We start from the raw sequence: 23072 nt of genomic DNA on the forward strand, positions 1-23072 counted from the left end.
CTTAGCTCTCGCGCGTGATGGTGATGAATTCCGTGCCGTCACCGGTTTCGGAGCCGACCCCTGTATCTGATATTGTCAGAGTCGAGCCGGGCGAGATCAGCGCGTCGATCCGGTGGCGGGTTTCGTCGGACATTGAGATGCGGCTGAGTGCTCTGGCGATTGGGCGGCCGCTGATGACCGAGCTTTCCTGATTGACGATGCCGAGCCGCTTCACCGTCTCGCGGGACAGTTTGTTTTCCAGCGTTACGCCCAGCCAATCCGCCGTGCCCGCCGCCTCATCGACCGAATGCAGCGAGAAGAAATGCGTGCCGAGAGCAAGGCCTGGATCGGTGATGCTAATGGGGGCCTCGAAGAGCGGCTTGAAATCCTGACGCACCATGATGACGCCATTCGGAGGTTCGCCTTTGCCTGCCGCAGCGTAAACTTCCCTAAGGAGAGTATCCGTGATCAGGCCCTTGTCACGGGCAAATTCCGTCGGCCGCAGCGCCTTGAAGGCATTGATGGCCTGAACGGTGGCAGGGCCGGCCAGCCCATCAGGTTCGCCGGCGGCAAAGCCGAGCTGGTTCAGTAGGGTCTGGATATCGACGACATTTTCACGCAGCGTCCTGCGCGTCATCAGCATGCTGATCGGCGAGGTCTCGGCAGCCGGTGCCAGCGGCTGCAACTGCGGTATCGGCAGGGCAGCCGTCGTATCGTTCATAGCGACTTGCACCTGCGTCTTCGCATCACCGATGGCGGGCCGCAGTTCCACGTCCGAAAGCAGCGGTGCCGGTTCGGGCCGATCGGGGCGGAACAGGGTCGGATGGTCGATAGGCTCCGGTGTCAGCTCGCTGTCGGTGATGATGACTGGCACGCCCATCTCGGTCATCTTGTAGAGCGATTTCGCAAAGGCGCCCGGCATGCGCACGCAGCCATGCGAGGCCGGATAGCGCGGCACGGAATTAGACTCATGCAGCGCGATGCCGGACCATGTCAGGCGCTGCATGAAGGGCATCGGTGCGTTCGAATAGATGTTGGATTCGTGGTACTTCTGCTTTTCGATGACGGAGAAGATGCCGCTCGGGGTCGTGTGTCCGTCTTTGCCGCTCGAGATCTTGGAGGTCGCCACGACCTCCGCACCATCATAGACGGCCAGCGACTGCTTATCCTTGGACACGAAAATCTGCAGCGTGCGCGCGTCTGCTGCAAGAGCCGGATGGACAAGAGCGGTTGCCGACAGCAACCCGATAAGGACGCTTACACGCACAGACATGACGCAATACACCACATGCACAAAAACGACGCGAGTTAAGCACGCGAAGTTTAACGAAGGCTTGAATACGCTGCGGCGCTTTGATCACGAGATTGTGGGGTATTCAATTTTATGCAAATCTAAAATACTGGAAGTCTCGGGGGGGACTTGGAAATGCATGTCGATATTGTTTCTGCGTTCGATGATCTGCATGCCCTGAATGACAATTGGAACGAGGTATACGCTGCGGATCCGGAGGGGAACTACTTCCTCTCCTGGCACTGGATCGCCAAGTGGCTCGAGCGGCGCGCTTCGTGGTTCGTTCTCGCAGTCAAGCGGCAGGAGGAGGACGAGCGCTACGTCGCTTTCCTGCCCATCCAGCTGCATGTCGAATTCGAGGAAGGGCAGGGCCTCGTCAATATCCTGCGGCTCGGCGGCACGCCCTATGCCGGCTATAACGGTCTCCTGACACGTCCGGAAGATGCCGAAGCGGCGCTCAGCGCCTTTGCCGATTGCCTGCAGACCTTCAACTGGAAACATCTCGACCTCGACGATGTCTATATGTCAGAGGAGAGGCTGAAAGCATTTCTCGAAGCTTTTCCGGCTTCCGAATTTTCAAAAAGAAAGGTCGCTCGCCGGGCGCATATCACCTCGGTCGGCGAAAACATCGACCACGACGTCTATGTCTATGTGCCGCTCAGCGATGATTTCGAGACCTTCGTCGTTGAACGTTTCGGTCCGCAGACGCGCCGTAATGCGCGAAAAGCGCTGCGCGATCTCGTCGCCCCGCAAAACGAACTGCGCATCACCCACGCCACCCCCGAGACGATGGAGCGTGACCTCGCGCTCTTCTATGAGATGTGGAACCTGCAATGGGGCGAGCGCCAGCCGCGCTACGGAAAGTTCATTCTCGACAGCAGCCGTCATATGCTGCCGGCCTGCATCGAGCACGGCACGGTCTTCATGCCGATCCTCTGGCATCAGGACAAGCCGGTTGGTATTTTCATCATCTTCCTGGATCCCCACCGCAAGTCGATGATGTGCTTCCTTGGAAGCCGCGACCTGACCTTCCGCCGCTCGCTCAGCCCGGGCTTCATGCTCCATTGCTACAATCTGCGCTGGGCGATCGAGAATGGCTACCGCATCTACGACATGGGCACCGGCAATTACAGCTATAAGGATCTACTCGGATCGGAGCATCAAGTCGTCGAGAAGCTGCAGATCTCTACGCTGTCAGGCCGCAATATCGGCGACCGTCTTGATCCGCACTCGCTCGGCATGGCCATGCATCAGGCGATGCATTTCTTCAGGAATGGAAACCTGACCGCCGCCGCACTCTGCTGCCGGCAAATCCTGGCCGTCGACGAGAAACATGCACAAGCCACATCATTGCTGGCGACAATCGAGGCGGAGCAGCGGCCAAGGCTGACCGGTGATCCCGAAATCCATTTCAATGCAGCCGTCGAACGTCATCGGGCCGGCGATCTTGCTGCGGCGGAAGCCGGCTATCGCGACGTGATCTCAGTCATGCCGGATCATTTCGATTCTCTGCAGCATCTGGCATTGCTGCTGTTGCAGAAAGGTGATCTGCGTGGCGCAGCAGTCTGCGTCGACAAGGCGATCGAGGCGAAACCAACATCCGCCTCTGCCTACTGCAATCGCGGCAATATCCAAGCGCTGCTTTCGAATTTCGATCAGGCGCTCGCAAGCTACGATCGGGCAATCGCTCTCGATTCCAGCCACGCCATCGCCCTCAACAATCGCGGCAATGTCTTACGGCGATTGGGGCGCCACCATGAGGCACTCGAAAGCTATGACCGTGCCATCGCGATCGACTCCGGTTATGCGCAGGCCGCGAAGAACAGGGAGGCGGCGCTGCAGGAAATGGGCGCCGTGCCCGCGTAGGTTACTTGCTGCTCTTGCCGCCGAAAGTATAGCCGGTTTCGACCGTGCCCTTGCCGAACTTGTCGCGCAACTTGTCCATGGCAGCTTCCGCCGCCGCGCGCCGGCCGGATTGCTGATCGATGAGATCGGGCGGGTCGGCGCGGCCGGCATCGCCAAGATCGGTGACGCCGATGCCGATCAGACGGAATTTCGTACCGTCCGTTTCCTTCTCCAGAAGGTCGAGCCCCGTGCGGAAGATCTTGTCGGCCAGTTGTGTGGGATCTTCAAGGCGCCGGTTGCGGGTGCGCGATTTGAAATCGGCCGTCTTCATCTTCAGCACGACCGTCTGGCCGGCAATGCCGCTCTTCTTCAGCCGCCAGGAGACCTTTTCCGAGAGATTGCGCAGGATCGGCACCAGATCGTCATGACGTGAAATATCGTCAAAAAAGGTGGTTTCGGCCGAAACGCTCTTGGCGGCATCGTTGATATGCACCTCGCGATCGTCGATGCCGCGTGACAGGCGGGAAAGCCGCTGGCCGATGCTGCCATACCGGCGCATCAGGTCGTTCTCCTCCATTTGCTGCAACTGGCCGATCGTGCGGATGCCGTCCGCCTCAAGCGTCGCGGCAAGAGCCTTGCCGACGCCCCAGATGGTCGTCACCGGGCGAGGGGCCAGAAACTCGACTGCCTCCTCTTGCCCGATGACCGAAAAACCACGCGGCTTTTGCAGATCGGAGGCGACTTTGGCGAGGAATTTGCAATAGGAAAGACCTACCGAGACGGTAATGCCGATTTCCTTCTCGACGCGGCGGGCGAACTTCGCCAGCGTGCGGGCCGGCGGATCGTGATGCAGCCGTTCAGTGCCGCCGAGTTCCAAGAAGGCCTCGTCGATGGAGAGCGGCTGCACAAGCGGCGTGAGATCCTGCATCAGCGCGCGGACCTGCCGCCCGACCTTGACATATTTCTCCATGTCCGGATGGATAACGATCGCCTGCGGGCAGGCCTCTAGCGCCTTGAACATTGGCATGGCCGAGCGAACGCCATGGATGCGAGCAATGTAACAGGCGGTAGAAACGACACCACGCTTGCCGCCGCCGATGATCACAGGCTTGTCGGCAAGCTCCGGATTGTCGCGTTTCTCAACAGCGGCATAGAAGGCATCGCAGTCAATATGCGCGAGTGTAAGATCATAGAGTTCTTTGTGGCGCACGAGACGCGGGCTGCCGCAGGCATGGCAGCGGCGCGCGTCTCCCCGCTGCTCGGCAAGGCAGTCGCGACAGAAGCCGGGTGTCTTGTCAGATGCGGGCGCCATGGTGAGAACAAAGATTGAACATTGCAACATTACGCCCTAAGCTTCCGAGTCTCAAGTGAGGGAGGAGAGCTTGGCCGTGGATATCGATCTTCGTTTCGAACCTGTCACGGCTGAGCGCTGGGGCGATTTCGAAAAGCTGTTCGGCCCGCAGGGCGGCTTCTACAATTGCTGGTGCGTGGCGCTACGCCTTCCATATGCCCTTCGCACGAAGATGGAGCCTTCGGAGCGTAAGACCCATATGCAGGACCGCATCGCGGCAGGACCGCCGCCGGGCATTCTCTGTTATAACGAGGGCGAGCCTGTGGCCTGGGTGCAGGTGGGGCCGCGCCACGACGTGCCGCAGTTCAATTCGCCGCGAACGGTCTCGCGGCCACTCGAGGAGGGTGACGCTCATGATCCCTCGATCTGGGCAGTTAGTTGTTTCTTCCTGTTGCCGAAACTGCGCGGAAAAGGCTTGAGCCACAGATTGCTTGCTGGCGCCATCGATTACGCTCGCAGCCAGGGTGCGCGGCTGCTGGAAGCCTGTCCTATCGACTATGTGAAGCAGTCGAAATCCGTCACGCTTTGCATCGGCTCGACGGCGATTTTCGATACGGCCGGTTTCGAGACGATCGCGCGGCGCAAGGACGGCAGGCCGCTCATGCGGCTGGATTTGCACGCCTGATCGCGTGCGCCGCAAGGTGCTGATCGATGAGCTCGGCGGCATGAGGCCAGTCTCTTGCTCGCGCGATATCCTCGGCAGCGGCTGGCGCGAAACGGTGAACGGCTGTGTCAGGCATGAGATGGATGAGCAGGCAATCTGCCACATGTTCCCTAACGGAATGCAGGTTACGTGCCATATCATCGATAAAGATGACCGGGAGATCGCGACCGCCATGCAGCGCCTGCACGATCGGTCCCTTTGGTTGCTCGCTGGCAAGCAAGGGGAAGGCAAGGCCGGTGCTGTCGAGAAGGAGACGACGATGGGCTGAAAACTGCGGCGGCATCGCGGTTAGGAACAGGACGTCGGCATCATCGGACAGACGTTCGAGCGTCGAAACGACGGGATCGACAGGCGTCTGCCAGCTTTCCTGGGCCTCGAAGAAATCCAGGATCAGCCGGCTGACATGCTGATCCTCAAGCGCAAGCCCGTCGGCCAGCGAGACGACGTTGCCGTGAAGGCGGAAGGAGCGCGGCAGAAATTCGTGGCCGAGGCTTTTGAGGTACAGCTGAAAAGGATCGATGAATTGCAGCACCACATCATCGACATCGCAGACGATAAGCGGCCTGTCGCCAAGGCGGATATGCGAGATGTCGAGTTCGGCGCTGCCGCTCACCATCAATATTCTCCGGAGTCGAGGCCGGGCGGCGAGAAGTGGCGCCATGCCGCGGTCAGCGCTTCCGGCGTCGTGTTCGTCGCCTCGCAGAAGGCGATTGCCGTCGGCTCATGGTTCATGAGGAAATCCAGCATACCGGCGAGAAAGCCGGGATCATTGATGGCATTGCGCACTTGCTGCGGTTCCACCCCTGTCAATGCCAGGAAGCGACCGAAGAGATCCGGGTCGTTAGCAAGCCAGCCGAGGACGGCGATAGCCGTTTCTTGCGGATCTGCTGTCGCCGCAAGTTGTTTCGAAGTCTTGAAATTGCTTTGCATTGCGGTGGTCGAGTTACCTTTTCTTCAACCAAATACCGGTAGCTTGCACTATCGGTTTCATGGAGCCATTTGTCAGCTAATGTCTTTATCCTGGACATTTGGCTTCAAGAGCGGACGTAGGGACAGCTGATCATGCCCAAACAGGTGATGATTGTAGAAGATAACGAGCTCAACATGAAGCTCTTTCGCGACCTCATCGAGGCCTCCGGCTATACCACGATCCAGACCCGCAACGGCATGGAAGCGCTTGATCTTGCGCGCAAACATCGTCCCGATCTTATTCTTATGGATATCCAGCTTCCGGAGGTTTCAGGCCTCGAAGTCACTAAGTGGCTGAAGGAAGATGATGAACTGCATGTGATCCCGGTCATCGCCGTCACGGCCTTTGCCATGAAGGGCGACGAGGAGCGGATCAGACAGGGCGGTTGCGAGGCCTATGTCTCGAAGCCGATCTCCGTTCCGAAATTCATTGAGACGATAAAGACTTATTTGGGCGACGCCTGAGGCATCGGAAAAAGATTCATGACTGCGCGAATATTGGTTGTTGATGATATTCCGGCAAATGTGAAGCTGCTCGAAGCGCGGCTGCTGGCCGAATATTTCGACGTGCTGACCGCTGCCGACGGCTACGAGGCATTGGCGATCTGCGACCGCAACCAAGTCGATCTCATCCTGCTCGACATCATGATGCCCGGCATTGACGGTTTCGAAGTCTGCGAGCGGCTGAAGGCCAATCCGAAGACCGCCCATATTCCTGTCGTCATGGTCACAGCGCTCGATCAGTCGGCCGACCGCGTGCGAGGCCTGAAGGCCGGCGCCGATGACTTTCTAACGAAGCCCGTCAACGACCTGCAGCTCATCTCCCGCGTAAAAAGCCTGCTGCGCCTGAAGACGCTGAGTGACGAACTGCGCGTGCGTGCCGAGAGCGCCCATACGATGGGCTTGGACGAGTTGATGCGCATCGGCGATGCACGCGTCGACGAGGCGGGACAGGTGCTGCTGGTCGACAGCCGCGCCAACTCGCAGGAGCGCATCATCAAGACGCTGAAGCCCGTGGCAGACGTGGTCGCCATCTCCGATCCGCAGGCAGCTCTTTTTGAAGCGGCTGAGAGCGCCTTCGAACTCGTCATAGTCAATGCCAATTTCGATGAATACGATCCGTTGCGGCTCTGCTCGCAGTTCCGCTCGCTGGAACGGACTCGTTTCCTGCCGATCCTGATCGTCACGGAGCAGGGGGCCGACGAGATGGTCATCCGTGCGCTCGATCTAGGCGTCAATGACTATATCGTGCGCCCTGTCGATCCGAACGAGCTGGTCGCCCGCAGCCTGACGCAGATCCGCCGCAAGCGCTACAACGACCGCCTGCGCGCCAGCGTCAAGCAAACGATCGAACTCGCCGTCACCGATCCGCTGACCGGTCTCAATAACCGCCGTTATCTCGACAACCATCTCAACGTGCTCTTCAACCGCTCAATGGCGCGGGGCCGGCCGCTCTCGGTACTGATCACCGATATCGACCGCTTCAAGCAGGTCAACGACACCTACGGCCATGACGGCGGCGACCAGGTGCTGAAGGAATTCGCAAACCGCGTGCGTTCAACCGTCCGCGGCGCTGATCTTGCCTGCCGCTACGGCGGGGAGGAGTTCGTCGTCGTCATGCCGGACACCTCGCCGGAAATTGCCGCGGCCGTTGCCGAGCGCCTGCGCGCGGCCATTGAAAGCACGCCGTTCCTGCTGAAGTCATCGGGCGAAACGCTGAATATTACCGCCTCTTTCGGCATATCCTCGCGCATCGCCTCAGTCATAACGCCCGACCAGCTCATGAAGCAGGCAGACCTTGCCCTTTATAAGGCGAAGAACACCGGGCGAAACCGTGTCGTGGCCTCGGCCGCCTGACGATACAGCGTTCCATAATGCGTCGCTGTCGGTTATCCACTGGGGGTAGCTGAACCTTACGAATATTTAATTCTGTTGGCCGCAACGAAGACGCCGGTTTTTCAACCTGATAGCCCAAAATTGGACTTTAAAGCGTGTTTCTTCCGATAACACGCATCGCCTGTTCCCGGAAGCTAGAGGTGGCGAACTCTAAAAGAAGAGCGGACTATAGTCGCATTCTGATTGTCGGGCCTGTGTAAATCGTATTTCGCAAAACGTAACGCCAACCCCTTACCTAAGGGGAGGGTCTGAGGTATTATTGTAATATATTTCTGAAATTCTTGCTGATGTAAAATATTGTCCTTTTGGTAAAAGAGATTTGGTATGCCTTTACACGTGCCAAAACTGGACTTTTAACCATAGAATCATACCCGAGAATTTTACCATTAAGAATTTGTTGATTTTCTTTCATTTTTGCGCAAATTATCGGCTTAGAACAGAAAACGCTCCCATGGAGGAGCTGTCGATACCCCATGATGCTCAGGTCCGCCGCATCTCCTGGGTCGTGGGGTCGGTCGGCTGGTACGCAATCTTAAACGGTTCCTCGTGCCGTTTTGCATGCTGGCCGACCCCCTTTTCGTAAAAACGCCGTCGCTTCCCGAAGTTGGAAGGGCGGCGTTTTTCTTTGTTTGCGCTAACATTGCCATCAGCAAGTCCAGTGCAAACAAAAAGCGCGCAACCGGAGGCGCGCGCTTTTTGAAAGAGCCATGAGATCAGGTAATTACTTGATCTTGGTTTCCTTGAACTCGACATGCTTCTTGGCAATCGGGTCGTACTTGGTCTTCGTCATCTTGTCCGTCATCGTACGGCTGTTCTTCGTCGTGACGTAGAAGAAACCGGTGTCGGCCGTCGACAGAAGCTTGATCTTGATGGTGGTAGCCTTGGCCATGGTCGTCCTGCCTTTAAGAAAATGAAAGCCGTGGAAAGCCGGATAGGCTCCACGGCAAATTCTGGCGCGAAACTACGAATCTCGCCCGAAAAGTCAAGCCCGCTTTCCGAGGAAAAGCAGTCTTATGCCGGCCAGCAAGGCATAAAGCCCGAAGAAACCGGCTATTGCATAGGCAAAACCATTGTTTCCGGCAAGGTCGATGGCCGCACCGATCACCTGGGGACCTGCAACTGTGCCGACGGCATAACAGAAGACGAAGGCCGCATTGGCCGCTGCAAGATCCGAACCTGTCAAACGCGATCCGAGGTGGCTGAGTCCGACAGTGTAGAGGCCGGAGACGCAGCCGCCCCAGAAAAGCAGAATTCCGGCCATCAGAATCCAGTTATCGACGAGGACCGGCAGCATCATCGTGCCGACGAAGCCGGTCAGAGCCATCAGCGCCAGCAGGGGACGCTTGTCCTTTACGCGGTCCGAAAGCAATCCGAGCGGGATCTGGAAGATGACGTTGCCGACGCCCATCATGGTGAGCAGCAGGGCCGCCTGCGATTCGGTGAAATGCGCGCGCACTGCAAAGATCGGGAAGAGCGAGAGGCCGCCGGCTTCGACCGCACCGAAGATGAAGACGGCTGCCGTTGCCGTGGGCACCAGGAAGACGTAACGCATGAAGTGCAGCTCCGGCTTTTCATCCAGAACAGGGCTTTCATAGCGGGCGATGAAGATCGGGATGGCGGCAAGCAGGATCGCGCCGGCTCCGACCAGGAAGGGGAGGATGCCGTCACTGCCGAGCAACGAGAAGATCAGCGGGCCGGCAGCAAAGCCGAGTGAAAGAACGGTTGCGTAGATGCCTAGCACGAAGCCGCGTTTGGAAGGCGGCGAGGCCGCATTGATCCAGAATTCAGAGAGGATGAAGAGGGTGGTCGTCGCGCCGTGGAAGGCGAAGCGCAGGGGGAACCACATCCAGAAATCCCGCGCATAGTAGAAGCCAAGCGCGCTGAGCGCTGAGATCAGCACCGCCCACATCATGGTAGGCGCCACCCCGTACTTATGTGCCAGCTTGGTAGTGATCGGTGCTGCCGCCATTGCGGCTATCCCGGCCATGGCAGTGTTGAGGCCGATGAGGGTAGAGGAAATGCCACGCTTTTCGAGAATTATGCTGAGGAGAGGAAGTCCCAGGCCGATGGCGATACCGACGGCGGAAATAGAGGAGATGGCTGCCACCAGAGAGGGCCAATGGATCTCCTCGACATGGCCCGATGTGCCGTTTCGCGGCTGAGACATTTATCCATCCTTAGAGAGGTATGCGGACGAATCGTCCGTCTGATGCCACATAGAAAGACATAGGCGCGCCAAATCCAGGTGACGGCAGGGTTTTACAATATTTCTGGCATCCGCCGGCGATTTTTTGGGTGCAAGCTTTTCCCGTACAAAAGATGATTACCGTGTCGATCCTCAGCAGATAGTCGGCTACAAGCCATGGCGCTCTGGCCGCTGCCACTACACGCGAAATATGTCTGGAAGGTGAAGGTGTTCAAGCTTGCCGGCCGGGTACGTCGTAATCGTCGGGTTCATCATCATGGCCGCCGAAACCATGCATCTTCAGCGCCCACTGCAGGCCTATGACGGCGCCCTTGATCGGCTGGATCGAGACGAGCGCAGTGATGATGGTGACCGGTGCCCAGATGGCAAGATGCACCCAGACCGGCAGCACGAACGCCATGTCCGTCAGCATGAACCCTCCGACGACGACGTGGCCAAGTACGAGGATGACGAGATAGGGCGGCAGATCGTCGGCACGCTGGTGGTACATCGCTTCCCCGCAGGCCGCACAGTGATCAACTGGCTTTAGAAAAGCGCGAAACAGCTTGCCGCTCCCGCAGGCCGGACAGCGGTTCAACATGCCGCGCATGATGGAGCGTCCGAGCGAGCGCTCGACATCGGGCGTATTCCCGTAGCGGACGACCTCGTTTATCGGTGTGCTCATTAGTCTTTCCCTTCTCGGAACTAGCGTCGCCCGCGCGGCGGCCTTGTTCCTGCCTTCTTGCGGCCGCGGTTTGCGTCACGCCGTCCCGCCTTGTGGAAGGAACGCACCGCCGCCGGCATCTTGCGTCCCTCACTCAGCATCTCGAAGCGCAGGGCGCCCGCAAGCGGGATCGCCTCGGCCAGCCGCACCGTTACATCGTCGCCGAGACGATAACCGAGACCGGTCTTTTCGCCGGTCAGTGCCTGATGCGCCTCATCATAGATGAAATAGTCGGCGCCGAGCGTAGATATAGGGATGAAACCATCCGCGCCATAGTCCGGCAGCAGGATAAACAGGCCGGATTTGGTGACGCCTGAAACGCGCCCCTCAAATTCCTGGCCGACGCGGCCGGCAAGGTGATGAGCGATGAGGCGATCGACCGTCTCGCGCTCTGCAGCCATCGCTCGGCGCTCGAAAGTAGAGATTTCGGCGGCGATGTCGTCGAGCGTCGCTTCTTCGTCCGGCGTGATGCCGCCTTCGCCGAAGCCGAGTGAACCGACCAGCGCGCGATGCACGATAAGGTCGGCATAACGCCGGATCGGCGAGGTGAAGTGCGCATACTTCATCAGGTTCAGGCCGAAATGGCCGATATTTTCAGGACTGTAGATCGCTTGGCTCTGCGAGCGCAGTACCATCTCGTTGACCATCGTCTGGTGCGGCGTGTTGTCCGCCTTGGCGAGGATGCCGTTGAAGTTGTTGGCTCGCATATTGCCGCCCTTGGCAAGCGAGATGCCGAGTGTAGCGAGGAACTCGCGCAGCACCTCCTGCTTGGCAAGCGTCGGCGTATCGTGGATACGGTAGATCAGCGGCTGGCGCTTTTTTTCCAATGTCTCGGCAGCGCAGACGTTCGCTTGGATCATCATTTCTTCGATCAGTTTATGCGCATCGAGCCGCGGCGGCACGAAGACCCGGTCGACGGTGCCGTCGGGCTTCAGCAGGATCTTGCGCTCGGGCATGTCGAGCTCAAGCGGCTGGCGCCGGTCGCGGCCGCGCTTCATCGTCTCGTAAGCGTGCCACAGCGGCTTCAGGATCGGCTCCAGCATCGGGCCGGTCTTGTCGTCGGGCTTGCCGTCGATTGCCGCCTGCGCCTGCTGATAGGAGAGCTTGGCCGCACTCTTCATCATGATGCGGTGGAAGGTGTGGCCGATCTTGCGGCCCTCCTTCGAGAAGACCATGCGTACGGCAAGGGCAGGGCGGTCGACGCCTTCCTTCAGCGAGCAGAGATCGTTGGAGATGCGCTCGGGCAGCATCGGTACGACGCGGTCAGGGAAATAGACGGAATTGCCGCGCTTCAAAGCTTCCCGGTCGAGCGGCGAGTTCGGCCGCACATACCAGGAGACGTCGGCAATCGCGACGGTGACGATGACGCCGCCGGCATTGTCCTCTGAGGGGTCGTCCTCGGCATAGACGGCGTCGTCGTGATCCTTCGCATCCGCCGGGTCGATGGTGATCAGCGGCATATCGCGCCAGTCTTCCCGATGCGACATGGTGGCAGGCTTTGCCGCATCCGCCTCGGCTATGACGGCGGGCGGGAAGACATGCGGAATGCCGTGAGCATGAATGGCGATCATCGAGATCGCCTTTTCCGAGCCGACAGAGCCAATGACCGAGAGCACTTTGGCGCGAGGCAGGCCGAAACGGCCGAGACGCGCAATTTCCACCTCGACCAGATCGCCGTCCTTGGCATCGCCCTTGTAATCGGGGTCGATCACCATTTCCTCACCGCGCCGGTCGATGGGCAGCAGGCGTCCGGCGCCTCCCGGCGCGTCCTTGAAGACGCCCATGGTCGCGCCGCGCCGCTTGTCGATCACCTTGATGATCCGAGCCGTATAAGCCGGGCCGCCGCGGTCGACAGCCGGGAATATCTTGGCGAGGATGCGGTCGCCGAGACCGGCAACAGGCGCCTTACCCTTGCCCTGACGGCCGGCCGGCGATTGCTGGCGGATAGCGACAGCAGGCGCCACACCCTGATCCTCAGGCCATTCGGCGGGCCGGCCGATGAGCTCGCCGTCCTTGTCGCGGGTGGTAATGTCGAGCACGGTGACGGGTGGCAGCGCCCCCGGCCGCATCAGAGACTTGCGGCTCTTCTGCAGCATGCCTTCCTGCTCCAGTTCCTGAAGCAGGTGCTTGAGCTCGACGCGGCTCTCACCTTTCAGCCCGAAGGCCTTTGCAAGCTCGCGCTTGGAGGCCTTCTGCGGATGCTCGGCGATGAAACGCAGGATGACCTCGCGCGGCGGCAGGGTGCCGTGCACGATATTCAGCGGTTCGGGTGCGGCTTCTCTGCTTGCGCGTCCGAACTTTCCCGGGCGCTTGCCCATGGCTCTTGTAGTCTCGCGCGGTTCTCTGGCCACTCTCAGCTCTTTTTCGTTTTCGCCGCTGCTTTTGCCTTGGCTGCTTTCGGCTTTGCGGCGGTCTTCGTCGTCTTGGCTTCGGCTGCCGCAGCCTTCGGCTTGGCGGCGGACTTAGCCTTCGCAGCCGTCTTAGCCTTGGTCTTGGCAGCGGGCGCCTTGCCGGCCTTTTCCGCAATCAGCGCCAGCGCTTCCTCGACGGTGATGGCCTGCGGATCCTTGCCTTTGGGGAGAGTCGCATTGACCTTGCCCCAGTTGACATAGGGACCATAGCGGCCGTCGCGAACGGTGATCGCACCGCCGTCAGGATGATCGCCCAGTTCCTTCAACGCGGCCGGCGTTCCGCGGCTGCCGCCCGGCGCCTTGGCCTGCTTTTCGGCAATCAGCGTCACGGCGCGGTTGAGGCCGATCGAGAAGACGTCCTCGATGCTCTCCAGATTGGCATAGGTGCCGTCATGGAGCAGGAACGGCCCATAGCGGCCGAGCCCGGAAGAGATCATCTTGCCGGTTTCCGGATGTTTGCCGATATCGCGCGGCAGTGAAATCAGCGCCATCGCCTTCTCATAGTCGATATCCTCGGGCTTCCAGCCCTTCGGCAGCGAGGAGCGCTTGGCATCCTTGCCGTCGCCGCGCTGGATATAAGGTCCAAAACGACCGGAACGCAGCGTCAGTTCCTCGCCGGTGGTCGGGTCGGTGCCGAGGCTCTTCGGCTCGTTCAGCGCAACGCCTTCGGCCTCGCCGCCATTTTCGGAGGAGAGCTGACGGGTATAATTGCATTCCGGGTAGTTCGAGCAGCCGACGAAGGCGCCGTATTTGCCGAGCTTCAGCGACAGGTTGCCGGTGCCGCACACCTGGCAGATGCGCGGATCGCTGCCGTCTTCGCGTTTCGGGAAAACGAGCGGCGCCAGCGCCTCGTTGAGCGAGTCCAGAACGTTGGTGACGCGCAGTTCCTTGGTATCTTCGATCTGGGAGAAGAAATCCTTCCAGAAGTCGCGAAGAACCTGCTTCCAGTTGAGTTCGCCAGCCGAGATCCTGTCGAGCTTCTCTTCGAGATCGGCCGTAAAATCGTACTCCACGTACTTCGTGAAGAAGCTTTCGAGGAAGGCGGTGACGAGACGCCCCTTGGCCTGCGGGATCAGCTTGCGCTTGTCGATCGTCACATAGTCGCGATCGCGCAGTGTCGCGAGCGTTGCGGCATAGGTCGACGGACGGCCGATACCGAGCTCTTCCATCTTCTTGATCAGCGAAGCTTCCGAGTAACGCGGCGGCGGCTCGGTGAAATGCTGCGTGGAGTTGATCTTCTGCTTGGCGAGATTTTCGTGTGTATTGATCTCCGGCAGGCGGCCATCCTCGTCGTCAGCCTCGTCGCTCTGCTCGCCATCCTCCTTCTGATCGGTATAGGCGGCGATGAAGCCGTCGAAGCGGATGACGGAACCGACGGCGCGCAAGCCCGCTTTCTGACCGTTATTGTCGGCAAGAATTTCAGCCGTGGTACGCTCGATTTCGGCCGATGCCATCTGGCTGGCGATGCCGCGCTTCCAGATCAGGTCATAGAGACGGATCTGATCGGCATCGAGGAACTTACGAACGCGATCCGGCGAGCGGTTGAAATCGGTCGGACGGATCGCTTCGTGCGCTTCCTGAGCATTTTTCGCCTTGGTCGAATAGAAACGCGCCTTTTCGGGCAGGTATCGGTCACCGAACTGCTCGCCGATGGCGCGCCGCGCCGCATCGATCGCTTCCGGCGCCATCTGCACGCCGTCCGTACGCATATAGGTGATGAGACCGACGGTCTCGCCGCCGATATCGACGCCTTCATAAAGCTTCTGCGCAATCTGCATGGTGCGCGAGGCCGAGAAGCCGAGCTTGGAGGATGCGGCCTGCTGCAGCGTCGAGGTCGTGAAGGGAGGTGCCGGATTGCGCTTGACGGGCTTTGCTTCGACGCTTTCGACGACATAGCTCGCGCCTTCCAGCAGTGCCTTCAGCTTGCCGGCTTCCTCGCCATTGCCAATCGATCGCGGCTGCAGGCGCTTGCCATTGGCGGCAACGAGCCTTGCTTCGAACTCGTCTCCGCGCGGCGTCTTCAAGAGCGCCGAAAGATTCCAGTATTCCTCGGAGATGAAACGTTCGATCTCGGATTCACGGTCGCAGACGAGGCGCAGCGCAACTGATTGCACGCGGCCGGCCGAACGTGCGCCGGGCAGCTTACGCCAGAGAACCGGCGAGAGGTTGAAGCCGACGAGATAATCGAGTGCGCGGCGTGCCAGATAGGCGTCAACCAGCGGGACATCGATATCGCGCGGATCGGCCATCGCATCGAGCACCGCCTTCTTGGTAATGGCGTTGAAGACGACGCGCTTGACCGGCTTGCCGTTGATGACCCGCTTCTTGTTCAGAAGATCGAGCACATGCCAGGAGATAGCCTCACCTTCGCGATCGGGGTCGGTCGCAAGAAACAGGGCATCGGAGGATTTCACCGCGTCGGCGATATCCTTCATGCGCTTGGAAGAGGCGCCATCCACCTCCCACAGCATTTCGAAATCCTGATCCGGAAGAACTGATCCATCCTTGGCAGGCAGATCGCGCACATGGCCGAAGGAGGCGAGCACTTTGTATCCTGGACCCAGATACTTATTGATCGTCTTGGCCTTGGCAGGCGATTCCACCACTACAACATTCATGATGATTCTCTAAAAAAGATGCCGATCCGGCGAAGAAGCAGGCGCAACACGCACTGCAACATGAATACCGGCCCTCCGACATGGACAGGGAATTCGCTCCGGTCAAGAGGTTTGCTTCAATTTTACCTCTTTGGCGCGCGCTGCAACCACAGCGAGATTTTGAATCTGTTGCAATTCAGGATGATTGAGCTATCGTTTTGAAGTGTGGTCCCGGCTCCTTGGTAAAGCAGCCCTCTTCAATTTCATAGAGACAATTATGGCCCCCAAGGTTGCAGAAAAGAACACCGATCTCGAGGCATCGTGTGAGAAGGTTGCTTTCATCCGGCAGATGCTCGGAGAACTGCACCAGATGGCGGAACGCGAAAATGCGGAGATGCTCTGCTATCTCATCGAAATGGCCTATGTCGAAGCCGGGGATCTGCAGTCACGCATCGACAGCGGCTCAGTCGGTCATAGAAACTGAAACCAGCCCGCCGGCATGGCGATGAAGCCGCCCGGCCATATCCAACTCCAGAAGAACAAGATAGACGGCAGAGGCCGAGAGACCGGTATGGCGGATGATGTCGTCGATCTCCACCGGCGTCGGACCGAGCGCATCTATGACGAGAGAGCGATCCGTTTCGTCGGGCGGAAGCGACATCCTGCCGCCTTCGCGCTTCGGTTCTTCGGCTGATGGCATGGAAAAAAGATCGGGCTGAGAGAGCGGCGCCAGCGCTTCCACGACATCCTCGGGCGAAGTGACGATCATTACCCCGTCCTTCAGAAGGCCGTTCGTGCCATGGCAGCGCGGATCGAGCGGCGAACCTGGCACGGCAAAAACCAGCCGACCGAATTCGCCAGCCATCCGAGCCGTGATAAGCGAACCGGAGCGAACCGCTGCCTCCACGACCGCGACGCCGAGCGAGATGCCCGCAATCAACCGGTTGCGACGAGGAAAATCACGCGCACGCGGCTCCCAGCCGAAAGGCATCTCGCTGACGGCAAGCCCATTGCCATTCCATATCTCCTCCAGCAGTCCGACATTTTCAGGCGGGTAGGGCTGGTTCAGCCCTCCGGCCATTGCGGCAATGGTGCCGGTATCGAGGCTCGCCCTATGGGCGGCCGTGTCGATGCCGCGGGCAAGGCCGGAGACGATGGCATAGCCGGCGCGGCCGCAGTCTCGGGCAATCATCGCCGCGAATTTCGCGCCGCTGATGGAAGCATTGCGCGAACCGACGATGCCGACCGCCGGTCTGCTTACTACGGAAAGATCGCCCTTGACCGCGAGCAACGGCGGCGCGCCGTCGATCTGGCGGAGCGCCTGCGGATAATCAGGCTCGCCGATGCCGACGAAGCGGGCGCCGAAGCGCTGCGCCGCCTCGAGTTCGCGGTGCGCTTCGGCTTCGGTGGCGATGCGGATCGAACGGGTGGCGCCGCCGCGTGCCGATAATTCCGGCAGCATGGAAAGTGCTGCCTCCGCCGAGCCGAAATGATTGATGAGATCGCGGAAGGTCGCGGGGCCGACATTGTCGGAGCGGATCAGCCTCAGCCAGGCGATCCTCTGCCTCTCCGTCAGCGCAGTTCCTTTTGGCCTTGCGCTGAGCGCGTCCATCACCCCTTAGCCCCGATTTTGCTTTCCGTCCCGCTTATCAGGCGAGTGATATTGGCTTTGTGCTTCCAGTAGGAGATGACGGTCATGATCGCCATGATCGCCGCAACCTTTTCGTCGCCCAATATCCACAATGCAACCGGAATGACAATCATCGCAATCAGAGCAGAAAGTGAGGAGTAGCGGCTGATAAAGGCCGTCCCTAGCCAGACGACCGCAAAGAGCAGCACCATGAGGGGCGCGACGCCGAGCAGCGTGCCGATATAGGTGGCAACACCCTTGCCCCCCTTGAAGCCGATCCAGACCGGGAACAGGTGGCCGATGAAGGCGAAGAAGCCGGCGATGATGCCCGCTTCCTCTCCCGCGAAATAGGCCATGATCCAGGCCGCCGCGGCAGCCTTCAGCGCATCGAGCAGAAGCGTAGCCGCCGCGAGCTTCTTGTTGCCGGTACGCAGGACATTGGTCGCGCCGATATTGCCGGAACCGATACTGCGCACGTCGCCGAGGCCGGCGGCGCGCGTGAGGATAAGACCGAATGGGATCGAGCCGAGCAGGTAGCCAACGGCGACGGCGGCAAGCGCCAGAGGCAGGGTAATCTGCCAGGTGACAAGATCAGATATCATTTTTGTTCCCCAAGTCTTTTGCCGAGAGAATGCCCCGGAAGGGCAGGGCAGCCCTCAGTCCTGCAATGCGTGAACCAGTGCGCCCCCGACATAGGTCGCAACGGCCCGCCCGCTGAAGCGTGCATCCTCGAACGGCGTATTCTTCGAGCGGGAGAGAAGCATGTCCTTGGAGACAAGCCAAGGTTCTTCGAGATCGATCAGCGCGATATCGGCCTTGACGCCGGGCTTCAACGTGCCGGCATCGAGGCCGAAGATCTGCGCCGGTCGCGTCGACATCGCATCGATCAGCCGCATCAGGCTGACCTGCTCGCTGTGATAAAGCCGTAGTGCTGCCGCAAGCATCGTCTCCAGTCCGACCGCACCATCTTCGGCCTCGGCGAAGGGCAGGCGCTTCGTATCGACATCCTGCGGGTCATGCGATGAGACGATGATATCGATCGCGCCTTTTGCCAGCGCATCCACCATTGCAACCCGGTCGTCTTCGGAGCGCAATGGCGGATAGAGCTTGAAAAAAGTGCGGTATTCGCCGATGTCATTCTCGTTCAGCGCCAGATTGTTGATCGAGACGCCACAGGTGACCCTCACGCCGCGCGAGCGGGCAAGCTCGATCGCCTCGACCGATTCCGGCACTGAGATCATCGCCGCGTGGTAATTGCCGCGCGTCAGCTGCGCGATGCGCAGGTCGCGTTCGAGCGGGATCAGCTCCGCTTCCTTGGGAATGCCGGATAGGCCGAGCCAGCTTGCAAGCAGGCCTTCATGCATGACGCCATTGGCGCCAAGATATTTGTCACGCGTGGCGCAGGAAATGACGGCGCCGAATTCGCGTGCATAGGTCATCACCCGGCGCAGCACCTGCGTATCGGAGATGGTGGAATGCGCGTCGGTGAAGGCGACGGCGCCCGCCTGCATCAAGAGACCGATTTCCGTCATCTCCTCGCCGGCAAGGCCCTTGGTGATGGCTGCTGCCGGGTAGACGTTGATGACGGCCGTATCCCGTGCCGTCTTCTTGACGAACTCGACGAGCGCGATGTCGTCGATGACGGGATGCGTATCTGGCATCATGATGATGGAGGTCACACCGCCCGCAGCCGCAGCCCGGCTTGCCGAAGCGATGGTTTCGCGATACTCGCCCCCCGGTTCGCCGATATGGACGCGCGCATCCACCAAGCCAGGCGTTGCGACGAGGCCGGTGCAATCGCGCACGGTAGCACCTTCTGGCGCGCCCTGGTTCTGTGCATCCTTGCCGGCCGCGACGACGAGGCCGTCCTTGACGATAACAGTGCCGATTTCATCGACATTGCGGGAAGGGTCGATGATGCGGACGTTCTTGAGGACGAGATTGCTCATGCGCCCACTCCTGCGGTGCGGGGACCCTGGTTCTGGGAAACGAGCAGTGCCTCCATGACGGCCATGCGTACGGCGACCCCCATTTCCACCTGTTCGGCGATCACGCTCTGCGGGCCATCGGCGACCTCGGAGGCGATCTCCACGCCGCGGTTCATCGGTCCCGGATGCATGACCAGCGCATCTTCCTTCGCTGCCTTCAGCGTTTCCGCGTCGAGGCCGTAGAAATGATAATATTCGCGCACCGATGGCACGAAGGCGCCGGACATGCGCTCGCGCTGCAGCCGCAGCATCATCACCACATCCGCGTCCCTCAGCCCTTCCTTCATCGAATGGAAGACCTCAACACCCATCTCGGCAATACCGGCCGGCAGCAGCGTGGCAGGAGCGACAACGCGCACCCTGGCGCCCATAGCGTTCAGAAGCAGGATGTTCGAGCGCGCCACGCGCGAATGCAGCACGTCGCCGCAGATCGCCACGATGATCCGCGAGAGCCGGCCCTTGGCACGACGGATCGTCAGCGCGTCAAGCAGCGCTTGCGTGGGATGTTCATGCTGGCCATCGCCGGCATTGACGACGGAACAGGAGACTTTCTGGGCGAGAAGCGCCGCGGCACCGGCGCTGGAGTGGCGGATGATTAAGACGTCCGGCCGCATCGCGTTCAGCGTCATCGCCGTGTCGATCAGCGTCTCGCCCTTCTTTACCGAGGAGTTGCCGACCGACATGTTCATCACGTCGGCGCCGAGGCGCTTGCCGGCGAGTTCGAAGGAGGCTTGCGTTCGTGTCGATGCCTCGAAGAAGAGGTTGATCTGCGTCAGTCCCCGAAGGGTCGACGTTTTCTTCTCTCTCTGCCGGCTGATCTTGACGGCTTCGTCGGCCTTGTCGAGAAGATAGGTAATATCCTGCTCGGTGAGGCCCTTGATGCCAATGAGGTGGCGGTGGGGGAAAAAGACCATGACCCTGCCTCTTATTGTCTTCGCGGGGTCTATAAAGAGTGCGGGGGGAAGGGGCAAGCTTGTGCTGCACGCAAATCCTATGTTCCCCATGCATTTTCCGTCGAATCCCGCTACTGCATGATTCATTAAATCGGAATCGATTTAAGGATAAAATTATGCAGCAATTAAAAGTGCTACAGCGTCTTTCGCACGTCTGAAAGACGCGCGGCGCTGCAGAGCAGAAATCTGCGAATCACTAACTTCCGGTTTCCCTTTGCCGGGTTCATGAAATAGAAGCGAACGATGACCTCCGCAAACCGGACTGAAGACAAACTCGCCGAACTCAACCAGCCGAGCCTCTGGTCGGGAATCAACGCCTATCGATCCGATCCGCTGATCGTCGATCTGACCGCAACGCTGCCGCGCACTATCCGTGAAGACCTTGAAAACATGGGCCGCTTCGCCACCTCCCCGGAAGCGCAGGAACTGGCGCGCATGGCAAACCAGGGCACGCCGCAGTTGCGCACCCACGGGCCGCGCGGCGAACGTCTCGATATCGTCGAATTCCACCCCGCCTGGCATGCGCTGATGCGTCGTTCCATGGCATCCGGCCTGCATTCTTCCGTCTGGGATCCGCAGGCCGATACGGAGGCCAAGGGCCAGGCCCACCACATTCGCGCGGCCCGTTTCTATCTGACGGCGCAACTCGAATCCGGCCATCTTTGCCCGTTGACGATGACAAGCGCATCCGTTGCCGCGCTCTCGGCTTCACCGGCCGTTCAGAAGGATTGGGCGCCGAAGATCCTGTCACGCAAATATGACTCGTCCAACCGTCCGGCCATGCAGAAATCGGCCGTGACGATCGGTATGGGCATGACGGAAAAGCAGGGCGGCACGGATGTCCGCGCCAACAAGACCGCGGCCGAAAAAATCAGCGAAGGCATTTACCGGCTGTCCGGCCACAAGTGGTTCATGTCCGCGCCGATGAGCGACGCCTTCATCATGCTGGCGCAGACCAAGGAGGGCATGGGTTGCTTCCTGGTGCCGCGCCTGCTTGAGGATGGTTCCGCCAATGGCCTGCAATTCCAGCGCCTGAAGGATAAGGTCGGCAACCGATCGAATGCTTCGTCCGAAGTGGAATTCACCGATACGTTCGGCTTCCTTCTCGGCGGCCCCGATGCCGGCATCCGCACCATTCTCGACATGGTAACGCTGACGCGGCTCGACTGTGCTCTGGCTTCTTCGGGCATCATGCGCGCCTCGCTCGCCGAGGCGGTGCATCATACGCGCGGTCGCAGCGTCTTCGGCAAGATGCTGGTCAACCAGCCGATCATGACGCGCGTACTCGCCGACATGGCGCTCGATGTGGCAGCCGCCACGGCTCTTTCTTTCCGTCTGGCCGACGCCTTCGACAAGGCGCGCGGCAATGCGGAAGATGCCGCCTATGCCCGCGTCATGACACCGGTCGCCAAGTACTGGTGCTGCAAGATCGCCCCGTCGCTGATCTACGAGGCGATGGAATGCATCGGCGGCAGCGGGTACATTGAAGAACGCCCGATCGCCCGCCACTATCGCGAAGCACCGGTCAATGCAATCTGGGAAGGATCGGGCAACGTCATGGCGCTCGATGTGCTGCGTGTGCTGAACCGCGGCAAGGATCTGTTCGAGACGGTGTTTGCCGGTTTTGCGCGTGATCTCGGTCCGGCCGGAAAGAAGACGATCGATGTGCTGCGCGCTGCTATCGCGCTTTGCGAACAGGATGAGGGCGCTGCCCGCCTGCTCGTCGAGCAGTTGGCTCTCGTTGCCGGTGCCGCCGAGCTCTATCGGCTCGGGGCAGGGCGCATTGCCGACGCCTTCATCGAGACCCGCCTCGCGGGCGGCTGGCGCTCGACTTACGGCATGCTCGATTCCCGCTTCGACGCGAGCTATATCGTCGACCTGCTTTACCCGCCAGCTGCCTGATGCAGGTGTTTCGGAACGCACGGCAGGGCGACCTCGATCAGATCTACGGTATTTCGCTAGCGACCGGCGATGGCGGTCAGGATGCGAGCCACCTCTACCGTGATGGCCGCCTTGTCGGCCATATCTATTCTGCGCCCTATGTCGTGCTCAACCCGGAAATGACCCTCATTGCGGGGGATGAACTGGGCATCGCCGGCTATATCGTCGGCACCTACGATACAGCCGCCTTCGAAAGGCGGCTTGAACGCGAATGGTGGTCCGCGCTGCGCGATCAATATGCCGATCCGGCTGGCGATCCCTCTGGATGGACGGCCGACGAGCGCCGCAGCTTTGCGATCCATCATCCGCACACGATGTGGGCCGAGATCGTCGAGGCCTATCCGGCCCATATCCACATGAACCTGATGCCGCGCCTGCAGGGGCAGGGTGTTGGAAGCCGTCTTCTGGAGCATTGGATATCTGAAGCGCGTCAGGCAGGTGTGCGCGGCGTTCACCTCGGCGTCAATGCCGACAACCAGGGTGGCTTGCGCTTCTGGTCCTCCCGCGGTTTCGAGCGTTTGCTCCCGCCTCTCGTCCCGGAAGCGGAAACCTCCGTCTGGTTCGGCCGCACGCTCTAACCTAGCCCTTGTTTGCCACGGGCTGAGCACCCCTCATTCGACGGCAAAAAAAACCGGCCGCGTTGCCGCA

The 23072-nt window shown here is 60.1% G+C and carries 20 protein-coding genes; 7 read left to right on the forward strand and 13 right to left on the reverse strand.

Annotated elements, in window-relative coordinates; translation table 11 throughout:
• Window position 1: 1 nt before the first annotated feature.
• Window positions 2–1252: a L,D-transpeptidase family protein gene (locus tag JNB85_RS12425; RefSeq protein WP_220334644.1), complete on the reverse strand. Its 1251-nt coding sequence runs from the start codon at window positions 1250–1252 to the stop codon at window positions 2–4.
• A 153-nt stretch (window positions 1253–1405) separates the two neighbouring features.
• On the opposite strand from JNB85_RS12425, the gene JNB85_RS12430 reads away from it, so the two are divergent.
• Window positions 1406–3136: a GNAT family N-acetyltransferase gene (locus tag JNB85_RS12430; protein ID WP_220334645.1), complete on the forward strand. Its 1731-nt coding sequence runs from the start codon at window positions 1406–1408 to the stop codon at window positions 3134–3136.
• Between the two features lies 1 nt (window position 3137).
• On the opposite strand, the gene JNB85_RS12435 is transcribed toward JNB85_RS12430, so the two are convergent.
• A complete protein-coding gene (locus JNB85_RS12435; protein ID WP_220334646.1) occupies window positions 3138–4427 on the reverse strand; it encodes a DNA polymerase IV in 1290 nt (429 codons plus the stop codon).
• A gap of 76 nt (window positions 4428–4503) precedes the next feature.
• Between JNB85_RS12435 and JNB85_RS12440 the strand changes: the two genes are divergently transcribed.
• Window positions 4504–5091, forward strand: a complete 588-nt coding sequence (locus tag JNB85_RS12440) for a GNAT family N-acetyltransferase (protein WP_220334647.1) — start codon at window positions 4504–4506, stop codon at window positions 5089–5091.
• Here the strand turns inward: JNB85_RS12440 and JNB85_RS12445 are convergent.
• Window positions 5066–5746, reverse strand: a complete 681-nt coding sequence (locus JNB85_RS12445) for a hypothetical protein (RefSeq protein WP_220334648.1) — start codon at window positions 5744–5746, stop codon at window positions 5066–5068. The two genes, JNB85_RS12440 and JNB85_RS12445, sit on opposite strands and share 26 nt — an antisense overlap.
• A complete protein-coding gene (locus JNB85_RS12450) occupies window positions 5746–6060 on the reverse strand; it encodes a DUF3572 domain-containing protein (protein ID WP_183743842.1) in 315 nt (104 codons plus the stop codon). Before JNB85_RS12450 ends, JNB85_RS12445 begins: the two co-directional genes overlap by 1 nt.
• A 132-nt stretch (window positions 6061–6192) precedes the next feature.
• On the opposite strand from JNB85_RS12450, the gene JNB85_RS12455 reads away from it, so the two are divergent.
• Together JNB85_RS12455 and JNB85_RS12460 are read left to right on the forward strand one after the other, a co-directional pair.
• The gene (locus tag JNB85_RS12455) at window positions 6193–6564 is read left to right on the forward strand and encodes a response regulator (protein WP_003547430.1); all 372 of its coding nucleotides are present in this window, start codon (window positions 6193–6195) and stop codon (window positions 6562–6564) included.
• Window positions 6565–6582: 18 nt separating this feature from the next.
• The gene (locus JNB85_RS12460; RefSeq protein ID WP_220334649.1) at window positions 6583–7956 is read left to right on the forward strand and encodes a PleD family two-component system response regulator; all 1374 of its coding nucleotides are present in this window, start codon (window positions 6583–6585) and stop codon (window positions 7954–7956) included.
• Window positions 7957–8716: 760 nt separating this feature from the next.
• Here JNB85_RS12460 and rpmG read toward each other — a convergent pair.
• The 5 genes from rpmG to topA all read right to left on the reverse strand — a co-directional run bounded on the left by rpmG (window position 8717) and on the right by topA (window position 15933).
• On the reverse strand, window positions 8717–8884 hold the full coding sequence (rpmG, locus tag JNB85_RS12465) for a 50S ribosomal protein L33 (protein WP_003587245.1): 168 nt from the start codon (window positions 8882–8884) through the stop codon (window positions 8717–8719).
• 93 nt (window positions 8885–8977) lie between these two features.
• Window positions 8978–10162, reverse strand: coding sequence for an MFS transporter (locus tag JNB85_RS12470; RefSeq protein ID WP_220334650.1), 1185 nt, complete (start codon window positions 10160–10162; stop codon window positions 8978–8980).
• A gap of 250 nt (window positions 10163–10412) precedes the next feature.
• Complete coding sequence (locus JNB85_RS12475) at window positions 10413–10865, reverse strand: DUF983 domain-containing protein (RefSeq protein ID WP_220334651.1); 453 nt, start codon at window positions 10863–10865, stop codon at window positions 10413–10415.
• Between the two features lie 20 nt (window positions 10866–10885).
• Window positions 10886–13255, reverse strand: coding sequence for a ribonuclease R (gene rnr / locus JNB85_RS12480; protein WP_220334652.1), 2370 nt, complete (start codon window positions 13253–13255; stop codon window positions 10886–10888).
• A 2-nt stretch (window positions 13256–13257) separates the two neighbouring features.
• Window positions 13258–15933 carry a type I DNA topoisomerase gene (gene topA, locus JNB85_RS12485; RefSeq protein WP_220334653.1) on the reverse strand — a complete coding sequence of 892 codons (2676 nt, stop codon included), beginning with the start codon at window positions 15931–15933 and terminating at the stop codon, window positions 13258–13260.
• Window positions 15934–16189: 256 nt separating this feature from the next.
• Here topA and JNB85_RS12490 point away from each other — a divergent pair, with 256 nt between their 5' ends.
• The gene (locus JNB85_RS12490) at window positions 16190–16396 is read left to right on the forward strand and encodes a hypothetical protein (RefSeq protein WP_220334654.1); all 207 of its coding nucleotides are present in this window, start codon (window positions 16190–16192) and stop codon (window positions 16394–16396) included.
• Here JNB85_RS12490 and dprA read toward each other — a convergent pair.
• The 4 genes from dprA to JNB85_RS12510 are packed head-to-tail and all read right to left on the reverse strand — an operon-like array spanning window position 16376 to window position 20444.
• Window positions 16376–17524, reverse strand: a complete 1149-nt coding sequence (dprA, locus tag JNB85_RS12495) for a DNA-processing protein DprA (RefSeq protein WP_220334655.1) — start codon at window positions 17522–17524, stop codon at window positions 16376–16378. The two genes, JNB85_RS12490 and dprA, sit on opposite strands and share 21 nt — an antisense overlap.
• On the reverse strand, window positions 17524–18144 hold the full coding sequence (gene plsY, locus JNB85_RS12500) for a glycerol-3-phosphate 1-O-acyltransferase PlsY (RefSeq protein WP_220334656.1): 621 nt from the start codon (window positions 18142–18144) through the stop codon (window positions 17524–17526). Before plsY ends, dprA begins: the two co-directional genes overlap by 1 nt.
• 54 nt (window positions 18145–18198) lie before the next feature.
• Entirely contained in the window at window positions 18199–19491 is a 1293-nt protein-coding gene (locus JNB85_RS12505; RefSeq protein ID WP_220334657.1) for a dihydroorotase, read from the reverse strand.
• Window positions 19488–20444 (reverse strand): aspartate carbamoyltransferase catalytic subunit, encoded by a 957-nt coding sequence (locus tag JNB85_RS12510; RefSeq protein ID WP_220334658.1) that lies wholly within the window; start codon window positions 20442–20444, stop codon window positions 19488–19490. Before JNB85_RS12510 ends, JNB85_RS12505 begins: the two co-directional genes overlap by 4 nt.
• A gap of 282 nt (window positions 20445–20726) precedes the next feature.
• Here JNB85_RS12510 and JNB85_RS12515 point away from each other — a divergent pair, with 282 nt between their 5' ends.
• A complete protein-coding gene (locus tag JNB85_RS12515) occupies window positions 20727–22385 on the forward strand; it encodes an acyl-CoA dehydrogenase family protein (RefSeq protein WP_220334659.1) in 1659 nt (552 codons plus the stop codon).
• On the forward strand, window positions 22385–23002 hold the full coding sequence (locus JNB85_RS12520) for a GNAT family N-acetyltransferase (RefSeq protein WP_220334660.1): 618 nt from the start codon (window positions 22385–22387) through the stop codon (window positions 23000–23002). The genes JNB85_RS12515 and JNB85_RS12520 overlap by 1 nt, the downstream gene beginning before the upstream one ends.
• Window positions 23003–23072 lie beyond the last annotated feature (70 nt).

The sequence above is a fragment of the Rhizobium mesosinicum genome (assembly GCF_019511345.1).
Classification (GTDB): Bacteria; Pseudomonadota; Alphaproteobacteria; order Rhizobiales; family Rhizobiaceae; genus Rhizobium; species Rhizobium mesosinicum.

Excerpts from the sequence above, each read along its gene's own strand:
- JNB85_RS12430 (WP_220334645.1), top strand. The coding sequence starts at position 1,406 with ATGCATGTCGATATTGTTTCTGCGTTCGATGATCTGCATGCCCTGAAT.
- JNB85_RS12425 (WP_220334644.1), bottom strand. The coding sequence starts at position 1,252 with ATGTCTGTGCGTGTAAGCGTCCTTATCGGGTTGCTGTCGGCAACCGCT.
- JNB85_RS12520 (WP_220334660.1), top strand. The coding sequence starts at position 22,385 with ATGCAGGTGTTTCGGAACGCACGGCAGGGCGACCTCGATCAGATCTAC.
- JNB85_RS12445 (WP_220334648.1), bottom strand. The coding sequence starts at position 5,746 with ATGGTGAGCGGCAGCGCCGAACTCGACATCTCGCATATCCGCCTTGGC.
- JNB85_RS12470 (WP_220334650.1), bottom strand. The coding sequence starts at position 10,162 with ATGTCTCAGCCGCGAAACGGCACATCGGGCCATGTCGAGGAGATCCAT.
- JNB85_RS12460 (WP_220334649.1), top strand. The coding sequence starts at position 6,583 with ATGACTGCGCGAATATTGGTTGTTGATGATATTCCGGCAAATGTGAAG.
- dprA (WP_220334655.1), bottom strand. The coding sequence starts at position 17,524 with ATGGACGCGCTCAGCGCAAGGCCAAAAGGAACTGCGCTGACGGAGAGG.
- JNB85_RS12450 (WP_183743842.1), bottom strand. The coding sequence starts at position 6,060 with ATGCAAAGCAATTTCAAGACTTCGAAACAACTTGCGGCGACAGCAGAT.
- rpmG (WP_003587245.1), bottom strand. The coding sequence starts at position 8,884 with ATGGCCAAGGCTACCACCATCAAGATCAAGCTTCTGTCGACGGCCGAC.
- JNB85_RS12490 (WP_220334654.1), top strand. The coding sequence starts at position 16,190 with ATGGCCCCCAAGGTTGCAGAAAAGAACACCGATCTCGAGGCATCGTGT.
- plsY (WP_220334656.1), bottom strand. The coding sequence starts at position 18,144 with ATGATATCTGATCTTGTCACCTGGCAGATTACCCTGCCTCTGGCGCTT.
- JNB85_RS12515 (WP_220334659.1), top strand. The coding sequence starts at position 20,727 with ATGACCTCCGCAAACCGGACTGAAGACAAACTCGCCGAACTCAACCAG.
- JNB85_RS12455 (WP_003547430.1), top strand. The coding sequence starts at position 6,193 with ATGCCCAAACAGGTGATGATTGTAGAAGATAACGAGCTCAACATGAAG.
- JNB85_RS12435 (WP_220334646.1), bottom strand. The coding sequence starts at position 4,427 with ATGGCGCCCGCATCTGACAAGACACCCGGCTTCTGTCGCGACTGCCTT.
- JNB85_RS12510 (WP_220334658.1), bottom strand. The coding sequence starts at position 20,444 with ATGGTCTTTTTCCCCCACCGCCACCTCATTGGCATCAAGGGCCTCACC.
- topA (WP_220334653.1), bottom strand. The coding sequence starts at position 15,933 with ATGAATGTTGTAGTGGTGGAATCGCCTGCCAAGGCCAAGACGATCAAT.
- JNB85_RS12505 (WP_220334657.1), bottom strand. The coding sequence starts at position 19,491 with ATGAGCAATCTCGTCCTCAAGAACGTCCGCATCATCGACCCTTCCCGC.
- JNB85_RS12475 (WP_220334651.1), bottom strand. The coding sequence starts at position 10,865 with ATGAGCACACCGATAAACGAGGTCGTCCGCTACGGGAATACGCCCGAT.